The 17,928-nt window shown below is 46.2% G+C and carries 17 protein-coding genes and 1 other annotated feature; of the genes, 4 read left to right on the top strand and 13 right to left on the bottom strand.

What is annotated here, in order from left to right:
• Positions 1 to 17 precede the first annotated feature (17 nt).
• From NIT04_RS04735 to NIT04_RS04720, 4 genes are all read right to left on the bottom strand, one after another.
• Positions 18 to 1,172 carry a competence protein CoiA gene (locus NIT04_RS04735; RefSeq protein WP_252502448.1) on the bottom strand — a complete coding sequence of 385 codons (1,155 nt, stop codon included), beginning with the start codon at positions 1,170 to 1,172 and terminating at the stop codon, positions 18 to 20.
• Positions 1,173 to 1,284: 112 nt separating this feature from the next.
• On the bottom strand, positions 1,285 to 1,938 hold the full coding sequence (mecA, locus tag NIT04_RS04730) for an adaptor protein MecA (protein ID WP_252502447.1): 654 nt from the start codon (positions 1,936 to 1,938) through the stop codon (positions 1,285 to 1,287).
• 241 nt (positions 1,939 to 2,179) lie between these two features.
• Positions 2,180 to 2,578, bottom strand: a complete 399-nt coding sequence (gene spxA / locus NIT04_RS04725; protein ID WP_060206922.1) for a transcriptional regulator SpxA — start codon at positions 2,576 to 2,578, stop codon at positions 2,180 to 2,182.
• A gap of 398 nt (positions 2,579 to 2,976) precedes the next feature.
• Positions 2,977 to 4,182, bottom strand: a complete 1,206-nt coding sequence (locus NIT04_RS04720) for a putative glycoside hydrolase (RefSeq protein ID WP_252502446.1) — start codon at positions 4,180 to 4,182, stop codon at positions 2,977 to 2,979.
• A gap of 205 nt (positions 4,183 to 4,387) precedes the next feature.
• Positions 4,388 to 4,621 (top strand) — a binding site (T-box leader).
• 44 nt (positions 4,622 to 4,665) lie between these two features.
• Here NIT04_RS04720 and trpS point away from each other — a divergent pair.
• Complete coding sequence (gene trpS, locus NIT04_RS04715; protein ID WP_252502445.1) at positions 4,666 to 5,652, top strand: tryptophan--tRNA ligase; 987 nt, start codon at positions 4,666 to 4,668, stop codon at positions 5,650 to 5,652.
• On the opposite strand, the gene NIT04_RS04710 is transcribed toward trpS, so the two are convergent.
• The 3 genes from NIT04_RS04710 to NIT04_RS04700 all read right to left on the bottom strand — a co-directional run bounded on the left by NIT04_RS04710 (position 5,609) and on the right by NIT04_RS04700 (position 8,328).
• Positions 5,609 to 5,854 carry a hypothetical protein gene (locus NIT04_RS04710; RefSeq protein ID WP_252502444.1) on the bottom strand — a complete coding sequence of 82 codons (246 nt, stop codon included), beginning with the start codon at positions 5,852 to 5,854 and terminating at the stop codon, positions 5,609 to 5,611. The genes trpS and NIT04_RS04710 overlap by 44 nt on opposite strands.
• A gap of 61 nt (positions 5,855 to 5,915) precedes the next feature.
• Positions 5,916 to 7,151, bottom strand: a complete 1,236-nt coding sequence (gene fabF / locus NIT04_RS04705; RefSeq protein ID WP_252502443.1) for a beta-ketoacyl-ACP synthase II — start codon at positions 7,149 to 7,151, stop codon at positions 5,916 to 5,918.
• A 244-nt stretch (positions 7,152 to 7,395) separates the two neighbouring features.
• Complete coding sequence (locus tag NIT04_RS04700; protein ID WP_252502442.1) at positions 7,396 to 8,328, bottom strand: beta-ketoacyl-ACP synthase III; 933 nt, start codon at positions 8,326 to 8,328, stop codon at positions 7,396 to 7,398.
• A 187-nt stretch (positions 8,329 to 8,515) separates the two neighbouring features.
• Here NIT04_RS04700 and NIT04_RS04695 point away from each other — a divergent pair, with 187 nt between their 5' ends.
• Positions 8,516 to 8,701 (top strand): DUF2929 family protein, encoded by a 186-nt coding sequence (locus NIT04_RS04695; protein ID WP_252502441.1) that lies wholly within the window; start codon positions 8,516 to 8,518, stop codon positions 8,699 to 8,701.
• A 195-nt stretch (positions 8,702 to 8,896) separates the two neighbouring features.
• Here the strand turns inward: NIT04_RS04695 and NIT04_RS04690 are convergent, their stop codons facing one another.
• The 3 genes from NIT04_RS04690 to NIT04_RS04680 all read right to left on the bottom strand — a co-directional run bounded on the left by NIT04_RS04690 (position 8,897) and on the right by NIT04_RS04680 (position 12,331).
• Entirely contained in the window at positions 8,897 to 11,044 is a 2,148-nt protein-coding gene (locus tag NIT04_RS04690; protein WP_252502440.1) for an ATP-dependent Clp protease ATP-binding subunit, read from the bottom strand.
• Between the two features lie 166 nt (positions 11,045 to 11,210).
• On the bottom strand, positions 11,211 to 11,519 hold the full coding sequence (locus tag NIT04_RS04685; RefSeq protein WP_252502439.1) for a metal-sulfur cluster assembly factor: 309 nt from the start codon (positions 11,517 to 11,519) through the stop codon (positions 11,211 to 11,213).
• 50 nt (positions 11,520 to 11,569) lie between these two features.
• Entirely contained in the window at positions 11,570 to 12,331 is a 762-nt protein-coding gene (locus tag NIT04_RS04680; RefSeq protein ID WP_252502438.1) for a prolyl oligopeptidase family serine peptidase, read from the bottom strand.
• 202 nt (positions 12,332 to 12,533) lie between these two features.
• On the opposite strand from NIT04_RS04680, the gene NIT04_RS04675 reads away from it, so the two are divergent.
• Positions 12,534 to 13,352, top strand: coding sequence for a Cof-type HAD-IIB family hydrolase (locus tag NIT04_RS04675; protein ID WP_252502437.1), 819 nt, complete (start codon positions 12,534 to 12,536; stop codon positions 13,350 to 13,352).
• Between the two features lie 22 nt (positions 13,353 to 13,374).
• The gene (locus NIT04_RS04670; protein WP_252502436.1) at positions 13,375 to 14,226 is read left to right on the top strand and encodes a DegV family protein; all 852 of its coding nucleotides are present in this window, start codon (positions 13,375 to 13,377) and stop codon (positions 14,224 to 14,226) included.
• 66 nt (positions 14,227 to 14,292) lie between these two features.
• Here NIT04_RS04670 and NIT04_RS04665 read toward each other — a convergent pair whose 3' ends face one another.
• From NIT04_RS04665 to NIT04_RS04655, 3 genes are all read right to left on the bottom strand, one after another.
• The gene (locus tag NIT04_RS04665) at positions 14,293 to 15,741 is read right to left on the bottom strand and encodes an alpha-amylase family glycosyl hydrolase (RefSeq protein ID WP_252502435.1); all 1,449 of its coding nucleotides are present in this window, start codon (positions 15,739 to 15,741) and stop codon (positions 14,293 to 14,295) included.
• A gap of 810 nt (positions 15,742 to 16,551) precedes the next feature.
• Complete coding sequence (locus NIT04_RS04660) at positions 16,552 to 16,926, bottom strand: YisL family protein (RefSeq protein WP_252502434.1); 375 nt, start codon at positions 16,924 to 16,926, stop codon at positions 16,552 to 16,554.
• A 72-nt stretch (positions 16,927 to 16,998) separates the two neighbouring features.
• On the bottom strand, positions 16,999 to 17,898 hold the full coding sequence (locus NIT04_RS04655; protein ID WP_252502433.1) for a fumarylacetoacetate hydrolase family protein: 900 nt from the start codon (positions 17,896 to 17,898) through the stop codon (positions 16,999 to 17,001).
• Positions 17,899 to 17,928 lie beyond the last annotated feature (30 nt).

Genomic DNA, 17,928 nt, shown 5'->3' with positions numbered 1-17,928 from the left:
GAATCATTTTTATTCTCTCAATTATATCCATCATTTGCAAGGAATCTTTCCGAAATTAATCGCAAAATTACATTTTCTCTGAAGAGTGTTTTTTGATCAGCATATTCAATGCCGCAATTGTTCAAGAATGCGATAAAATGCTCGCATGCACGCGATTGATCGGTTGAATTCCCGACAAACCCGTTGACAAAACGGTCGATTGAATACGGAGACACATCCGAAAACGGGATATTATTACGCGTAAGGAAATGGATGAATCGGAACTGCCATTCAACATCCGCTTCCCGAAATGAATGACTTTTCGGCACAGGCACTCCTATCCATGACGGCAGCTGAGTCGGGAGCATTTTCATTTCATAGCAGCTTCTTAAGAATGGGTCTTTAATGCCTCTTCTATTCAATAATATGCGATTTTGCAGCTCCTTCTGCCGATAAGTTTCATAAAGATCACCATATTGTCTTACATCCTCCTCAGTTGGTGCCTTCGGCCGCGCAAAAGGGAAAATTTGAAAATCGAGCGGTAGAATGCGGTGCATTCCGATATAACGCTGTCCGGCTACATGCAACAGACTGCTGAAATAGTGGAATTTTTTTGTGTGGGGATTAAAGGTGAAGAGAACGTCTCCTTCAGGCGGGGTGCTGACAATGAACCATTCTTGGAACTTGGAAAACTGGAAGAGGCCGACACCTTCAGAGAGGTTCGTAAGTTTCGCGGGTGTATGCAATATCCAGATCGGCTCCATGCCCGCTCGGCGATAGCCATCCGTCCGCTGTTCAAGATCAGAAATGGGGATTGTGCTGCATTGGAATTCGATTGGAACCTTTGTCTTTCCTAATTTGACGAGCAGATCTGGACGCTGTGAAATAATATCCAGTAACGGTTCTAGCTCCACTTCTTGTGGGCCTGCTACTAGGAACTGATACAATAATTGCTTTCCCTTCAAGTGTTGCGGTGATTCCCCTTCAGAAAAAGATGCCCTGCACGTCGTATCTTTTCGATGCGCAAAATGAGGAATGACAATCTCTCCGACTTTCAACTGGACCGGCCCTTTGCACTGCGGACAATAAAAGCTGTGGGTCTGCCTCCACCTTCGCAATTCATGCCTTTCCAATTCGGGGGATAAGATGATCAGTCGGCCTTTATCGGACCAAGCTGTTAGAATTGCCCTCACTCCTTTCAATTGTATTGTAGGAAACGGGACAAGTTATTTCAAATATTATGAATTCATAGCTATCAAAAAAAACTGTTCCCCATTCTTTCAGGGAACAGCGATTATGTTAATATTAGTTGAAGTATTTATTCACAGTCTGCATTACATCAGATTCCATGATGACTTTGCCATATTCTTCGAGGCGGTGGATCGTCACTTGGGATAAGGAGCCGAATTCTGACACAAGGCCGCAGAAGTCGGATTTGTCGTCATCATCCATTTTGAATTCATCATACATCACATGCATGTAGAATTTATCTTCAAACGAATAGAGAGACGTTTTGACTGCGTATAGGGGAATGTTCTTTGACAGAGAAATGAGGTTTTCGAATTCATCAAATACGAACATATCGGACGTCCATACAATAGGATCATCATTCAATTCATTCATAAGCTGTTCGGAATTGGCAAACATGCTTGGATCCGGTTCGAAATTCTTCCGGTTATCGTCTGAACCGAATGGTGCATCCGATTCATCATTATCCGAAACTTGCGCCCGTGTCACTGTCACTTCAATTCCGTTATTCATCGCATGGACTTGGATCCACAGCGGACCTTCCACTTCAAACTCGGTCTCGTCGTTGATTTCGTCCATCATCTCCCAGAAGAGCTCTTCGCTTTTATCGCGATTGTACCAAACTTCTTCTCGTGTAAAACCTCGTTCCTCAATGTCTATATACGATAAATAAAACTTTACGGTATTATCATTGATTCGCTCTATTTCCATCCCTTTTCTCTCCCTTCCTTACAAACAGGCTTTAGCCCATTTCGTTTTTTTTGCAATAAACCTGCAATGCTTATTCTTACTATATGACCGGCCCGCATGTTTTGAAAGGGTTATCCTCCGGTATCAGTTTAATGTTACTAGCATTGTAGAGAACATCAGCCAGCAAAGCAAGGAGAAAATAAAAAGCCGATAGGATTGGCATATGCCTGTAAACTCCCTATCAGCTTTACTACGTCTTAAATTAGTTTACCATGCGCCGCGCTTCAAGCAGCTGATAGGCCCTTACTTTTCGAGGTAGGAAGCGTCTGATTTCATCTTCATTATACCCTACCTGAAGCCTTTTTTCATCTAGAATGATCGGTCTTCTCAATAGGCCCGGATGTTCCTGGATCAACTCATACAAGCGTTGCAGTGGAAGGCTTTCCACATCTACATTCAGTTTTTGGAAGATTTTGGAGCGAGTCGAAATGATTTCGTCCGTTCCATCTTCTGTCATACGTAAAATTTGTTTAATTTCATCGATATTCAAAGGCTCCGAAAAAATATTCCGTTCAGAATACGGTATTTCGTGCTCTTCCAACCACGCCTTCGCTTTTCTACATGATGTGCAACTAGGTGAGGTGAATAATGTAACTCCCATTCGCTGACACTTCCTTTCAATCGACTTACTATCTTATATTTAGAAAATTAAATTAGAATAATTTTAAAGTAATGAGCTTAACTCCTATTATACACATATTCATTCTCAATGAATACACTTTTTCGAAAAAAAGTGGAACAGATGATTGCCTTGTCACATTTCCGCAATATTATAGGGTTTCCAGCTCCTTTAGTTATGTACTTTGACACTTCTTTACTGTTATACCCGCAGGAAGAATAGTTTAAACATCCTTGTTCCAAAAAGATCATTTTCTCATTTAGAAATTTTGAAATGAAAACCGGTATTCTACACTTAATAGTACGGCACAAAGGTATAAAAAGTTTCAGTAAACATAGAAAAAATCCGGAAACCTTTTCATTCAGGCTTCCGGAAAGTGATTAAGGCGTATAATCAACGCCCTCTGTATATTTATTCCGAGCGTTCCATAAAAGAAACTCATCAATCCCATTTTCTTTCAATGCTTTTATTTGCGCTTCGACCTCTTCTACCCCGTAGTGGAGATAGTTCCCTCTTCCAAGCCATGGAGCACTGAAGTCCTGCAGCCAAGGCCGTGATACCGGCGGATTTTCAAGAGCTCCCAGCTTGGCGTTTTCCACTTTCGCATACTCTGCCACGAGTCGATAAGGTTCGAGATCGGGTTTTGAAATGCCGAAGTAAGAAGTCCAATGACTAGGATAAATCATCGACGAGATGACATCGACATTCTCGGAAATCTTCGAGAAGTTTTGTCCGATGCCAGGCGCTTCAGGCAAAGTTGCCGAGTAGCCGAAAATATCAACTGAAACATCCACATCATATGGTTTCAGCTGTTCACGTGCATATGCAACAAAATCCGTAACTGCTTCGACCCTGCGCTGAATTGGATCCAAATCTGAATCAGCATATTCGCCCATTGAGTATTTCAATGTTTCATGCCGTTTTTCGAATCCTTCCGGAAAACGGACATAATCGAACTGTATTTCCTTGAATCCCATCTTCGCTGCTTCAATTGCGATTTCGACATTATGATCCCAAACTTCTTTCATGAATGGATTGACAAATGATTCGCCCCTCCCGTTCTTCCATACTTTATCGCCTTCCATGAATGACAGTTCAGGTTGCTTCTCCGCAAGCACGCTATCCTTGAAGACGACGACTCTTGCAATCGGATAGACTTTTTTCTCCTCAAGGGTCTCCAACATTTTGCGTGGGTCTTTTATGTATGGCTGCCCGATTCCCATTTTGAACAACGGCGAATCTTCCTGCGGCTTATACGTCAAATAGCCGAAGTCATCCTTAATGTCGATGACCATTGCATTCAAATCTGTCGAATCGATCAGTTTCAATAATCTTTCGAAGGCAGAGCCGCCTGCCGAATGCCCCGTCACGTAGATTCCACGCACTGCATCCGGATAGTCAAACACAAGGCCGGAATCATAGCTGTATAGCTTGGAGCTGGCAACCATTCCTTCGTCTATTGTTTCAAATCCGTATGTACGTTCAGCAAATTCAAAACCGGTTTTCGACCCGTCGGCTTGCACCGCCATTGGGATAGCGATTGCGCTTGCAAGCATCAAAGAGCTCATCCACTTTATTTTCTTCATTCGACACTTCCTCTCTTTCACTCATTCTATCAAAGCAAAAAAACAATGAATAGGGCAAGTAATCTATTCCCTAGATTTCTTGTCGAAAAACCTATTTTTATGTCGAACAATCCTTATGATGCTTGTGTTTGCATATAGTAAAGCATCAAAAATATTTTTGATTTGCTTTATTCCCCAAGTCGTATTATACTTTTGACAACTATTACGAAAAGCGAAGACGGAAAGAGTATTCTTGTCGCAGCATTGAAGAGAGCCTGTGGTTGGTGTAAACAGGCATGACGGACAGGAGGAATTGGGTTCCCGAGCTTGATTGGCGAAAATGGATTGTTGGATCCACCGAGTAGCCCATCACGTCCCCCCGCGTTAAGGGGTTTGAGTGGCCTGCTTGCAGGCTAATTCGGGTGGTACCACGGTTGATACAACATCAGTCGTCCCTTTTTTAGGGATGGCTGATGTTTTTTTATTTTCAGAGGAGGAGTTTGGATGAAAACTATTTTTTCGGGCGTTCAACCCACAGGAACAGTAACATTAGGGAACTATATCGGGGCATTCAAACAATTTACCGAACTTCAGCATGAATACGACTGCCGGTTCTGCATCGTCGACCAGCATGCAATTACAGTACAGCAAGATCCGGAAGAATTGGCGAAGACAATCCGTTCGCTCGCAGCCATTTATATCGCCAGCGGCATCGATCCAGAGAAATCGCTTCTATTCATCCAATCCGAAGTGCCTGCACATGCCCAAGCAGGATGGATGATGCAATGCATTTCCTACATCGGAGAACTTGAGCGGATGACTCAGTTCAAAGACAAATCCGACGGGAAAGAAGGCGTCTCGGCAGGACTACTTACGTACCCGCCTCTAATGGCAGCGGACATTCTCATTTACAATACGGACATCGTGCCTGTCGGAGATGACCAGAAACAGCACGTCGAATTGACAAGGGACTTGGCTGAGCGTTTCAATAGACGATACGGCGAAGTGCTCACAATCCCGGAAGTGCGCATACCGAAACACGGAGCGCGTATTAAGTCATTGCAAGACCCTTTAAAGAAAATGAGCAAATCGGATCCGAATAAAAAAGGGACGATTTCGCTATTGGATACACCGAAGCAAATCGAGAAGAAAATCAAAAGTGCCGTGACGGATTCGGATGGCGTCGTAAAATTCGATGTTGAAAACAAGCCAGGGGTGTCCAACTTGTTGACAATCGAATCTGCATTAAGCGGCATCTCGATTGCCGACCTTGAGTCGAAATATGAAGGGCTTGGCTATGGTGCATTCAAAACGGGTGTCGCCGAGGCTGTCATCGGGCATCTTGCACCTATTCAAGAACGCTATGAGGAGCTTCTCAATTCATCGGAGCTTGACAAGCATCTTGACCGAGGAGCCGAGAAAGCGAATGCGATTGCGTCTGCCACACTTAAAAAAATGGAGTCTGCGATGGGACTCGGGCGAAGACGGTAATCACTAGAAGTATGACTGCCATAATAAAAAGCATGAAGTCGCCCGTTTGGACAATGAACAGCAGGATCTGCTTCCAGCTATAGCCGAGCGATAGATAATTGAAATAGAAGATCATATGTGTAACAGTAATGACTATGAGTCCGTAGCTGATGAGGAAGAAGAAGATGCGTATCATATACATCGCCCTTTGCTTTTCTTCCATTGTATGAATGAAAGCTCCCCTTTTAGAAGAATTCTAATAGGAGAGCTTTTTATCTTTATGCTTATATTTTCTTAAATACGAGTGAAGCGTTGTGTCCCCCGAAGCCGAGAGAATTACTCATCGCATATTCGATATCCACTTTTCTCGCTTTGTTGACGACATAGTCAAGGTCGCATTCAGGATCTTCATTCACATAATTCATCGTGGGAGGAAGAATCCCTTCTTGCAATGCTTTCACCGTGAAGATCGCTTCCAATCCACCCGCAGCGCCGAGCAGATGTCCTGTCATTGATTTCGTAGAGCTCATTGCTAGCTTATACGCATGTTCGCCGAAAACCGTTTTCGCTGCCATCGTTTCGAACAGGTCGTTGTACGGCGTGCTCGTTCCATGTGCGTTAATGTAATCGATTTTGTCCGGGCTGATTTCCGCTTCAGCGAGGGCCTGACGCATTGCGCGTGCCCCACCTTCGCCTTCAGGAGCCGGCGCAGTAATATGGTGAGCATCCCCTGTTGAGCCGTAACCGACCATTTCCGCATAAATTTTAGCACCACGTTTCACAGCATGCTCGTATTCCTCGAGAATGAGGATTCCCGCTCCTTCCCCTATTACAAAGCCGTCCCTTTCTTTATCGAACGGACGTGAAGCAGTTGCTGGATCAGGATTCAGTGACAATGCCGTATTCGCACAGAAACCGGCTACCGCCATCGTCGTGATCGGAGCTTCTGCACCGCCCGTGATCATGATGTCAGCATCACCGCGTTTAATCACTTCGAATGCGTCACCGATCGAATTTGTTCCGGATGCGCAAGCTGTCACTGTACATGAGTTGATGCCTTTTGCGCCTAAATGGATTGACACTTGCCCAGAAGCCATATCAGGAATCATCATCGGAACGAAGAATGGGCTGACCCGGCGGTATCCTTTTTCTTGGAATGTCTTGAACTGCTGCTCATGTGTTTCCATGCCGCCGATGCCCGAACCAATCCAGACGCCCGTGCGCAATCCAGTCTCTTCATCCAATTCGAGATTTGCATCTTTCATCGCCATGATGGACGCTGCTAACGCATAGTGCGTGAAGCGATCCATCTTCCGCGCGTCTTTACGCGGGATATATTCTTCAATATCGAAATCTTTCACTTCTGCCGCAACTTTCACCGGAAATTGTTCACTGTCCAGTCTTGTGAGTGGTCCGATTCCGGACTTTCCGTTCAATACCGCTTCCCATGATTCTTCCGCGGAATTTCCTACTGGAGAAACTGCTCCAACTCCTGTAACGACTACACGACGTTTTTCCATTATTGAAAACTCCCCTTCATTTTTACAAATAATAATTATCCATATTGCTTCGGTCTAAAGTGTATCTCTATTCGGGTTTCCGTTCCAGGCTGACGCTTTCCGCGGGCGAGCGGTGAGCCTCCTCAGTCGCTTCGCTCCCTCCGGGGTCTCCCCTGTCTCGCTTTTCCCGCAGGAGTCGCCGCCTTCCACTGCAACCCTATGGACTAACCATTATATATATTATTGATTATATAGTAATCCGATTTTATTTTCCCCATTTAATGCATAGGGCGCCCCATGTAAGTCCGCCGCCGAATCCAACCAATACGATAATGTCATCATCTTTGACACGGCCTTCCTGAAGATCATCGAATAATGAAATTGGAATGGATGCAGCTGAAGTGTTTCCGTATTTATGGACGGATTTGGACATTCTTTCAATCGGCAAACCGAGCCGTTCACGCGATGCTTCCATAATGCGGATATTCGCTTGGTGTGGAATTAAATAATCGACGTCCTCTGTCGTCAGACCTGCCTTTTCCGTGACACTTACAGCTGATTCGCCCATTTGACGGACTGCAAACTTGAATACTTCGCGGCCGTTCATATGGATGAATCTGTCTTGATATAGGTGTTTGCCTCCCGTACCGTCGGCTCCTAATTCGAAGGATAGGATTCCCCGGCCTTCGCTTACTTCTCCGACTACCGCAGCACCGGCTCCATCCCCGAAAAGGACTGCCGTATTGCGGTCTTCCCAATCCGTTACCTTTGAAAGTTTCTCGACTCCGACAACGAGTACGTGTTTATAAGTTCCCGCCTCGACGAAATGCTTAGCCGTTACAACTCCGTACATGAAGCCCGCACATGCTGCTGACACATCCATTGCGGATGCATTTTTCGCGCCTAACCGCTCTTGGATCATTGTCGCAACGGATGGAAATGGACGGTCCGGAGTCACGGTAGCGACAATGATCATTCCAATATCTTCCGGATGTAGACCCGAATTTTCAATTGCACTTACCGCTGCTTCATACGCCATATCAGACGTATCAGTATTCTCATCGGCGATGCGCCTTTCTTCAATGCCGGTGCGCGTACGGATCCATTCGTCTGACGTATCGATGCGTTGTTCAAGATCATGGTTTGTCACAACATGCGAAGGAACAAACTTACCTACGCCGATCAACCCTGCATTCATATTTACATACCCCGTTCCTTATCATCTAATATTAGTACCTGGTGTTAATTATAGAAGATAACATGTTACTTTTCAACATGTCGACACGATTTCGCCAAAGAAAAAATAGATAGCACATTATTTTGTTTATTGATGGGACGTGCTATGGTATGATGAACGAGGAAATAGTTACGATGGGGTGAATTTGATGAAATATATCATTACGTTTCTTTGGTCTTTTTTACTTGTAACGATGGTAAACTATGTCGCTGGTTCAATCGCCGGCATCGCATCTTTCGACTTCATGGGCGGAGTCATCGCTTCAATCGTCTTGGCAGTCGTCATCCTTGGCATCACTGCAGTCATTCCCGACGAGCAAGTCGCAGATTATTGATCCATCAGTAAAGCCGTTCACTTCGTTGTGGATGGTTTTTTTAATTTTTAAGAATGAGAACTTTTTAGCAGTTAATGAGAACTCTTTAATGTAAAACGAGAACTTTAAGGTTGTTAACAAGAACTCTCCATCTTTCTATAGTTTTTCATTTTTAAAAAGCCCTGGTTGCCTATTTCGGCATACCAGGGTTATTTTTCATCGTTTCTCTATCTTCAATTTTCCATCGTCCATCGTCAACACCAATTTCTGACCATCCCTCAAGTCACCTTTGATGATTTCCTTGGCGACAGCTGTTTCGACATGGCGTTGGATGAAACGTTTCAACGGTCTTGCACCGAATTCGGCATCCGTACCTTCCTCAACGATCCAGTCGAGAATGTCCTCGCCATACTCCAAATCCACTTCCTGTTCATCCAGCCGTTTGACAAGATCCTCGAGCATTTTCTTGGCAATCAAACGGAATGAGTTGCCTGACAACGAATGGAAAATGATAATATCGTCCATCCGGTTCAATAATTCTGGTTTGAAATGGCGACGCAATTCTGCCATGACTAAATCCTCTGCGGCATGCTCATCCGAATCGAACTGGCCTTGCAGCAAGTAGGCGGAGCCGATGTTGGACGTCATAATGACGACCGTATTCGAGAAATTGACGAGCCGTCCTTGACTGTCTGTAATCCGGCCGTCATCCAAAATTTGAAGCAATATGTTCGATACATCAGGATGCGCCTTTTCGATTTCATCAAGAAGCACGACCGAATACGGATTGCGGCGCACTGCTTCCGTCAACTGTCCGCCCTCTTCATAGCCTACGTAGCCCGGAGGCGCCCCGACGAGCCTGGATACACTATGCTTCTCCATATATTCGGACATGTCGATCCGAATGAAGTGGTCTTCTGAATCGAACAACGTCGCAGCGAGCGTTTTTGCTAGCTCCGTCTTCCCGACTCCGGTAGGACCGAGGAACAGGAACGAACCGATCGGCTTATCCGGATCCTTGATGCCTGCTCGTGCACGCCAAACCGCTTCCGTGACGAGCTGCACGGCATCATCCTGCCCGATGACCCTCTCTTCCAATGTCTCGCGGAGTCGGAGCAATTTTTCCCGCTCCCCTTCCACAAGCTTCGTGACAGGGATGCCCGTCCAGCGAGCAACAATCATCGCAATTTCATCCTCTGTCACTTCTTCCCGCAACAATCTGTTATCGGAGTTAGTTACAAGTGACGATTCCAATTCTTGAAGTTGTTTTTCAAGAGCCGGAATTTTGCCGTATTGCAGTTCTGCGGCTTTATTCAAATCAAAACGGTTTTGCGCATCTTCCAATTCTCGGCGGTATCGGTCAAGCTCCTCGCGCTTCACTTGGATATCGCGCAACGCCTCTTTCTCTTTGTTCCACTGTTCACGCATGCCGGCGGAGGAATCTTTCAACTCCTGCAGCTCGGTGCGCAGTGCTTCGAGACGCGTCTGGCTAATAGCGTCCTTTTCTTTTCTCAATGCCTGCTCTTCGATTTCGAGCTGCATGATCCGGCGTGTGACCGAATCGAGTTCTTGAGGCATCGAATCGATTTCCGTTCGGATCATCGCGCTCGCTTCATCCATCAGATCGATTGCTTTGTCCGGCATGAACCGTTCTGTCAAATAGCGATCTGATAACGTAGCGGCCGCCACTAATGCACGGTCATGGATACGGACTCCATGATGGAGCTCAAAACGTTCTTTCAGACCACGCAAGATCGAAATCGTATCTTCCACCGAAGGTTCGCGGACGAGCACTTGCTGGAAACGGCGTTCCAAAGCCGGATCCTTCTCGATATACATCCGGTATTCGTCAAGCGTCGTCGCCCCGATGCAATACAGTTCGCCGCGCGCAAGCATCGGCTTCAGCATATTGCCCGCATCCATCGCGCCTTCCGTCTTCCCGGCGCCGACAATCGTGTGAATTTCGTCGATGAAGAGGATGATATCCCCGTCGCTTTCCTTCACTTGCTTCAATACGCCTTTCAACCGTTCTTCGAATTCCCCGCGGTATTTTGCACCGGCGATAAGCGAGCTCATATCCAATTCAAAGATCTGCTTATCCTTCAATCCTTCCGGCACGTCGCCTTTGACGATCCGTTGGGCAAGCCCTTCGACAATTGCTGTTTTACCGACTCCAGGCTCCCCAATTAGCACAGGATTGTTTTTCGTTTTTCTTGATAAAATCCGGATGACATTCCGGATTTCTTCATCCCGCCCGATGACCGGATCCATTTTACCGTTCTTCACATCTTCAACGAGATTCCGCCCAAATTGTTCAAGTGGTGTACGTTGGTCTTCTTGTACGCCATCCATTCTCATATTCATTCACCTCTATACTCTGACTTTGACTATCTTTGATTAATTAAATTATATGCCTTACTCATTGATTAGTAAAGCCATCCGCATCCTTTATTTTTCCCTGTCCCCAATAGAATAAACACAAACAAAAAGGCTGCTTGACGATAAGTCAAACAACCTTTTTTTCGATCTATTAACGTACGCCGAGCGCCATCTTTGCATAACGCGACATCATGTCTCTCGACCAAGGCGGGTTCCAAATGATGTTAACTTCCGCGTCTTTCACTTCAGGCAATTCCATCAGTTCCTGTTTGATGTTCGCAACGATTTGCGGTCCCATCGGACAACCCATTGATGTCAATGTCATTGTCACTACGGCAGTGCCTTCCTCATTCAGCTCTGCATCATAAACAAGCCCCAAATTGACGATATCAATTCCGAGCTCGGGATCGATTACGTTTTCCAGAGCACCCATCAAGCTACCCTTCATATCCTCACTCATTGAAATTCCCCTTTCCGAATCTGTTCTGCCTTCATCATAGCAAGGATGGCCTATTCATTCAAATAAGATGCGAACCAATCAACCGATTGCAGCATGCCGGATCTTGAGACGGCATGCCCCGCCGCCGGATCTTTGAAGAATTCGAAACGCTCAGGTGCATCCCCGTAATCCTTTTTAGCCGCCTTGTAAAAATTGAATGTCGGCTCAAACGGAACCGTCGCATCATTTTCCCCATGCCAGAAGAATACTGGACGATTATTCAGCTTGTGCCTTTGCTTTGTTAAATCAAAAATAGCGAGCGTATCAAGCAATGATTTCCGTTCTTCATCGGTAATCGGCAATTTGAAGCCGCGACGTTCGAATTGAGACATCTGTGCTTTAGCAAGCTCCACATATCCCGGTGCTCCCATCATTACCGCCGCCACGTCGACCCACGGATAAGCGGTTAAGCAGCCGAGCGTCGTTATGCCGCCCATGGAAGTGCCACCCATGCCGATTTTCGATACGCCTCTTTCCTTCAATTCCTTATGGAGTATAGCCATTTCCTCTATCGAAGTAAGGACGATTTCCCAAAAACGCAAGCTCAGCTGCACTTCATCCAAATCTTCTTCCCGCGAGCCGTGCAAATGGGCATCCGGCAAAAGGACGCGAAATCCTTTCCTTGCGATATTATATGCGTAATGCAAGTTGTGCTCTTTGGCACTCGTGAAGCCATGCAAAAAGATGACGGCTGGTAGATTGCTATTATCGCTTCGTTCATCGACAATATGTAATAATGGTATGTTGCTCCAACTTTCCTCTTTTATGATCATTAGAACACCTTCTGTACTTTTTCTAAATCGTACCAAAGTTTTATTAGAAAAACAAAAAGGACGGTTTTATGCTGGAATGTTTTGACTTGATCCGATAGATAACGATAAACTGGACAATATATATAGCAAGCCGCAAAATCAAGATGAAGCACTTATGGAAATGGGTATACAACAAAGAAACTTTCCAAAAGGGGGCGGAATTATGAAACCGCATTTGATTGTCCTCGACTTGGACGGGACATTGCTGACGGATGAAAAAGTGATTTCGGAGGAAACTGCACATACATTGAAGCGAGCGGAAGAACAAGGGCATCAGGTGATGATTGCGACCGGCCGGCCTTATCGCGCAAGTTCGATGTACTATCGAGAGCTCGGACTGAAAACGCCGATTGTCAACTTCAATGGCGCCTTCGTCCACAATCCGACAGACCGTTCATGGAAAACATTCCACGAAACGATCTCACTTCCTGTCGTTAATGATGTCGTCGAAGCGATGCAAGATTTCCGTTTCCACAATATCATTGCGGAAGTGATGGACGATGTGTATTTGCAGTATCACGAGCAACAGCCGCTGGACATCGTCACATTCGGAAATCCGGTCATCAAGCATGGTGACATCCGGGAATCATTGCAAGTCGAGCCTACGAGCTTGCTTATTCAAGCTGATCCCAAATACGTTGAACCTATCCGCAGACATCTGGCTGAAGTCCATGCAGAAGCGATCGACCATAGACGTTGGGGAGCACCATGGGATGTCATCGAAATTGTACGCCATGGGTTAAATAAAGCTGTCGGCATTTCGCTCGTTGCTAAATGGCTCGGTATTCCACGGGAGCGCATCATCGCTTTCGGAGATGAAGACAATGATCTGGAAATGATTGATTACGCCGGTGTCGGAGTCGCAATGGGCAACGGGATAGACAGGCTTAAATCGATTGCGGACGAAGTGACGTTGACGAATAACGAAGACGGAATTGCAGAAGTGTTGAAGGAACGATTGTTGTTAACAAAGAAAATATAAATAGAGAACTGAGGGGTATGAAATGAGAATTTTTGCTGATAGTGGTTCAGATTTACCGAAATCATTTTTCGAAGAAAACGATGTGACGCTCATTCCGTTGCGCGTGTTGATCGACGACAAGGAAGGCGATGATGTCCTAGACATCGATTCAAAGGAAGTGTTTGACGCAATCCGCAACGGGAAACACCCGAAAACATCGCAAGCTTCACCGGAGTTGTTCCATTCCACTTGGAAAGAGCTTGCTGAGTCGGGAGAAGATGGACTGTACATCGCTTTTTCATCAGAGCTGTCGGGCACGTATAACACTGCTGTGATGATGAAGGATCAAGTGAAAGAAGTAAATCCGAATATGAACCTCGTCCTCATCGATTCGCGTTGCGCTTCCCTCGGATGCGGCCTTCTCGTAAAGGAAGCTGTCCGTCTGAGAGATGCTGGCGATGACGTGCGTACGATCGAACGTAAAATCCGTGACATGGCCAATCGCATGGAGCACCTTTTCACAGTCGAGGACCTTGATTACTTGGCGAAAGGCGGACGTGTTTCGAAGGCGAGCGCATTCTTTGGCGGCCTCTTGAACATTAAGCCTCTCCTTCATGTCGAAGGAGGAAGGCTCGTGCCAATCGAAAAACATCGGGGCCGCAAAAAAGTTTTTCGCCGTATGATGGAACTGATGGATGAACGCGGGGTCGAATTATCGAAGCAGACAGTTGCCATCAGTCACGGGGACGACGAAAGCGCAGCTCTTGAAGTGAAAGCGATGATTGAAGAGAAGTTCCAGCCGAAAAATGTGGAAATCCATATGATCGGCTCTGCCATCGGATCCCATGCAGGACCCGGCACAATCGCCATTTTCTTCTTGAATAAATACAATTAATAGTAACCTATGAAAAATGCCTTTTCTGACATGGCTACAACCAGTCCGAAAAGGCATTTTTATTATTTATGCTGTCTTTTTTTCCGTCCGTCTTCTTTCCCGCCCTTTTTTGATAACTAGGAACAGGAAGCCGAGGAACATGACATAAACAAGGGTAGATGCGATTAGATAAGGCGTATTGAAGCCTTTATCTTCATCCGCGATATACACTTCCGCAAGCTCCCTATCGAGAACGACACGGAACATCCCGTCATCGGATTCCCGGATAAGATCGCCATCCAATACTCCACGTAACTTCTTGTTTTCACCGATCTTTTCGACCGGAATTGCCGCACTTACCGTCTTGGATGTGTTGTTGATGGCAACTAGCCACGTTTCATCCTCTGAAGTCCGCGTGTAGATGAGGAAACCATCTTCATTATGCAGCATTTCAAATTCTCCGCTGCGGAGTGTTTCAGACTCATTGCGGAGTTCATTCAAATTGCCGATCAGATCCTTGAATTCCATATCCGTCTTGAAGTTGAAAAGTGGGTGGCTTTCGGGTGCTTCTTTTCCGTTCACCGCAATTTCCGTTCCATACGTCATAAGCGGAACGCCTGGTAGCGTAAATAACGCGGTCGCCGCCACCTTCCATCGGGTTGGCGGGAACATCCGGGCTTCCACGATATCATACGTAAAGCGCGGTCCCGTCAAGTCGTCGAATTGAAGAATTCCCATTTCGCCATTATCTTTGAACATATCCATAGGAGATGAATCAGGGTCCGCTCTCACGAATGACTGACGAAGAGCCTCCATCTTCGACTCATCTGGCTTCAAGTCAAAGGCAGCCCCACTCTCTTCATTCGTCAATACGTAAGCGCCTTCCTTGGCGTCATGGATGGCATCGATCATTTCATTCAAGAACGTGTCGTCAAATCCTTCAAGATTCGTCAATCGGATTCCATCCAAGCCATATTCAGTGATGAAGTCGACCGCTGCTTGTTTCAATGCATTCTGCACGTTTGCATCAGCCGGATCCCAATCCACCGTACCATCCGCGGACTGGATGAACTTATACTGTCCATTCGTCCATTCATGATTAGCGCTAACATTTCCTATAGGGAAATCGGCGACTACTTTCATGTTCTTCTTATGAGTTTCCTTCACGAGTGCAACTAGTTCTTCCTTCGTACCGAAATGAGGTTCCAACTCGGTATATGACAGAACGCTGTTTCCGTCATACGTCTCCGTCTTGAAGATTGGACCTAGTGAGATCATCGTAAAGCCCATGTCGATAATATGCTGCAACCGGGCTTGGATACCGATGAAATCGCCGCCATTGAAGGCGTCTCCTTTATGCGTATCGACATCGATGTCGTTCTTCCCTGCACCGTTATTAAAACGGTCCACAAGCAAGTCATATATGCTCTCATCCATTATGCCACGCCCAGCCTCGGCAGAAGCGGCGGCCGGCATCATTGTGGAAATGAACAATAAAAAAATGGCAGCTATGCCAATCAAACGTTTCCCTTTCACGAAAAAAGCCTCCTCAAACGAGCTATCTGTAGCCATTTTAACAAAACAGGGCTCTCCCCGCCATGTAATGAAAGGAAAATTCCATGTGTGCCTAATAAATGAGTCGAATTTGTGAATATACAAAAGCGGAGGGCGCTCGCTAAGTTGCGACAGGCATAAGACAAAGATACGAAGTGCCGGTCTTTGCCATGCAGTAGCTTTGGCTTATGACCCGAGCGACTAGCGCCCGGAGTCTAGACGGAATCAAAAGCGAAGGGCGCCTGCCTAGATGCGACGGGCATAAGGCGAAGATGCGGCGTGGCGTTCTTTGCCACAGAGCAACTTTGACTTATGACCCCGAGCTTCTGGCGCCCGGAGTCTAGACGGAATCAAAAGCGAAGGGCGCCTGCCTAGATGCGACGGGCATAAGGCGAAGATGCGGCGTGGCGTTCTTTGCCACAGAGCAACTTTGACTTATGACCCCGAGCTTCTGGCGCCCGGAGTCTAGACGGAATCAAAAGCGAAGGGCGCCTGCCTAGATGCGACGGGCATAAGGCGAAGATGCGGCGTGGCGTTCTTTGCCACAGAGCAACTTTGACTTATGACCCCGAGCTTCTGGCGCCCGGAGTCTAGACGGAATCAAAAGCGAAGGGCGCCTGCCTAGATGCGACGGGCATAAGGCGAAGATGCGGCGTGGCGTTCTTTGCCACAGAGCAACTTTGACTTATGACCCCGAGCTTCTGGCGCCCGGAGTCTAGACGGTAACACACACCATAAAAAAAACCGCCGGCAATTTCGCCGGCGGCTTTCATGTTTAATAGATCATTTTAATTAAAAGAATTCAAAGCCCATCGGCAATTTGAAGCCGTAGAACATCGTTGCGAAAAGGAAGACGAAAAACAAAATCCATAATGTCGTAACTTTCTTCCCTTTTTCAGAACGTACAAGAACCATTTCCATCATTCCGATCGTTAATAAGCCGAGCAGGAATTTAATGCCGTATTCGGCACCCATTCCATAGTCCATCCCTTTAATGAAAAGCGCGATGCCTGAAATGAGGATGAGCACGTAAAATAAGCGTGCAATCATATGAGTAATCTTTTTCCCTTTCGTTCCGTTCGCCATCACTGCCGAAACGAGGAAAAGGATAATGCCTACGACCCATGTGAAAATATGAAAATGGGGCGTGCTTGATAAAAAGTCCAAACTGTTCACCTCATCGATAATAAATTCATACTAATCCTATCATAGAAAAGCTTTCCAGAGTAGGAAATGACCTCATACAAAGCGATTGACGAGCGTGCCAATGCCTTCGACAGAAATCTTCACCGTATCGCCCGCTTTCAGGAATGTCGGCGGGTTCATCCCTTTTCCGACCCCTGCAGGCGTGCCTGTCAAAATGACGTCTCCCGGCTCGAGTGTGACAAATTTCGAGATTTCGGCAATCACTTCGTCGATCTTCAGGATCATGTCAGATGTATTTCCGTTTTGACGAACTTCATCATTCACTTTTGTTACAATCGATAAGTTATGCGCATTAGGAATCTCGTCCTTCGTAACGATATAAGGACCCATCGGGCATGCGCCGTCCAAGCTTTTACCGAGGAAGAACTGCTTATGCCCAGTTTGGATATTTCTCGCCGTTATATCATTCGCAATCGTATAGCCGAATACGTGATCATACGCGAGCTGCTTCGGGATATTGCGCCCTTTCTTGCTGATGACGACCGCTAATTCCCCTTCATAATCGAGGGTATCCGTAAGGTCTGCGTGCACCGAAAGCTCCTGCTCATCTGCAGCGATCGCAGTAGGTGATTTCGTGAAAATCAACAATTTTTCAGGCGGCGCTTCTGAACCCATTTCGGCGGCATGTTCGGCATAGTTCTTACCTACGCCGAGGATATTTTTCGGTGTGCGCGGTATCGGGGACAGCCATTCGATATCCGTGAATGCATACTTGAATTGTTCCGGATTTTCACTATTCCGAGCTTGCTCAGCAAGTTTCCTCACCTTCTCAACAAACTCCAAACCTCCTGCGATGCCTTCGATGATTGTTGAAGGGAAATCCGTTTCGCCGAACGCTTCAGCGATCGATTTCACATCCCAGACCGCTTCCTCTCTCTTCACTTTCGGACCGAATAATGTTTTTCCTTCAAACCGGAACGATAAAAGTTTCATGTACAAGCCCATCCTTCCTCATAATATGAA

Source organism: Sporosarcina sp. Marseille-Q4943, assembly GCF_943736995.1.
Lineage (GTDB): Bacteria > Bacillota > Bacilli > Bacillales_A > Planococcaceae > Sporosarcina.
Note: the sequence above shows the minus strand (reverse complement) of the source record. Positions and strands in the feature narration are given on the sequence as shown.

Excerpts from the sequence above, each read along its gene's own strand:
- mecA (WP_252502447.1), bottom strand. The coding sequence starts at position 1,938 with ATGGAAATAGAGCGAATCAATGATAATACCGTAAAGTTTTATTTATCG.
- spxA (WP_060206922.1), bottom strand. The coding sequence starts at position 2,578 with ATGGGAGTTACATTATTCACCTCACCTAGTTGCACATCATGTAGAAAA.
- NIT04_RS04720 (WP_252502446.1), bottom strand. The coding sequence starts at position 4,182 with ATGAAGAAAATAAAGTGGATGAGCTCTTTGATGCTTGCAAGCGCAATC.
- trpS (WP_252502445.1), top strand. The coding sequence starts at position 4,666 with ATGAAAACTATTTTTTCGGGCGTTCAACCCACAGGAACAGTAACATTA.
- NIT04_RS04710 (WP_252502444.1), bottom strand. The coding sequence starts at position 5,854 with ATGGAAGAAAAGCAAAGGGCGATGTATATGATACGCATCTTCTTCTTC.
- fabF (WP_252502443.1), bottom strand. The coding sequence starts at position 7,151 with ATGGAAAAACGTCGTGTAGTCGTTACAGGAGTTGGAGCAGTTTCTCCA.
- NIT04_RS04700 (WP_252502442.1), bottom strand. The coding sequence starts at position 8,328 with ATGAATGCAGGGTTGATCGGCGTAGGTAAGTTTGTTCCTTCGCATGTT.
- NIT04_RS04695 (WP_252502441.1), top strand. The coding sequence starts at position 8,516 with ATGAAATATATCATTACGTTTCTTTGGTCTTTTTTACTTGTAACGATG.
- NIT04_RS04690 (WP_252502440.1), bottom strand. The coding sequence starts at position 11,044 with ATGAATATGAGAATGGATGGCGTACAAGAAGACCAACGTACACCACTT.
- NIT04_RS04685 (WP_252502439.1), bottom strand. The coding sequence starts at position 11,519 with ATGAGTGAGGATATGAAGGGTAGCTTGATGGGTGCTCTGGAAAACGTA.
- NIT04_RS04680 (WP_252502438.1), bottom strand. The coding sequence starts at position 12,331 with ATGATCATAAAAGAGGAAAGTTGGAGCAACATACCATTATTACATATT.
- NIT04_RS04675 (WP_252502437.1), top strand. The coding sequence starts at position 12,534 with ATGAAACCGCATTTGATTGTCCTCGACTTGGACGGGACATTGCTGACG.
- NIT04_RS04670 (WP_252502436.1), top strand. The coding sequence starts at position 13,375 with ATGAGAATTTTTGCTGATAGTGGTTCAGATTTACCGAAATCATTTTTC.
- NIT04_RS04655 (WP_252502433.1), bottom strand. The coding sequence starts at position 17,898 with ATGAAACTTTTATCGTTCCGGTTTGAAGGAAAAACATTATTCGGTCCG.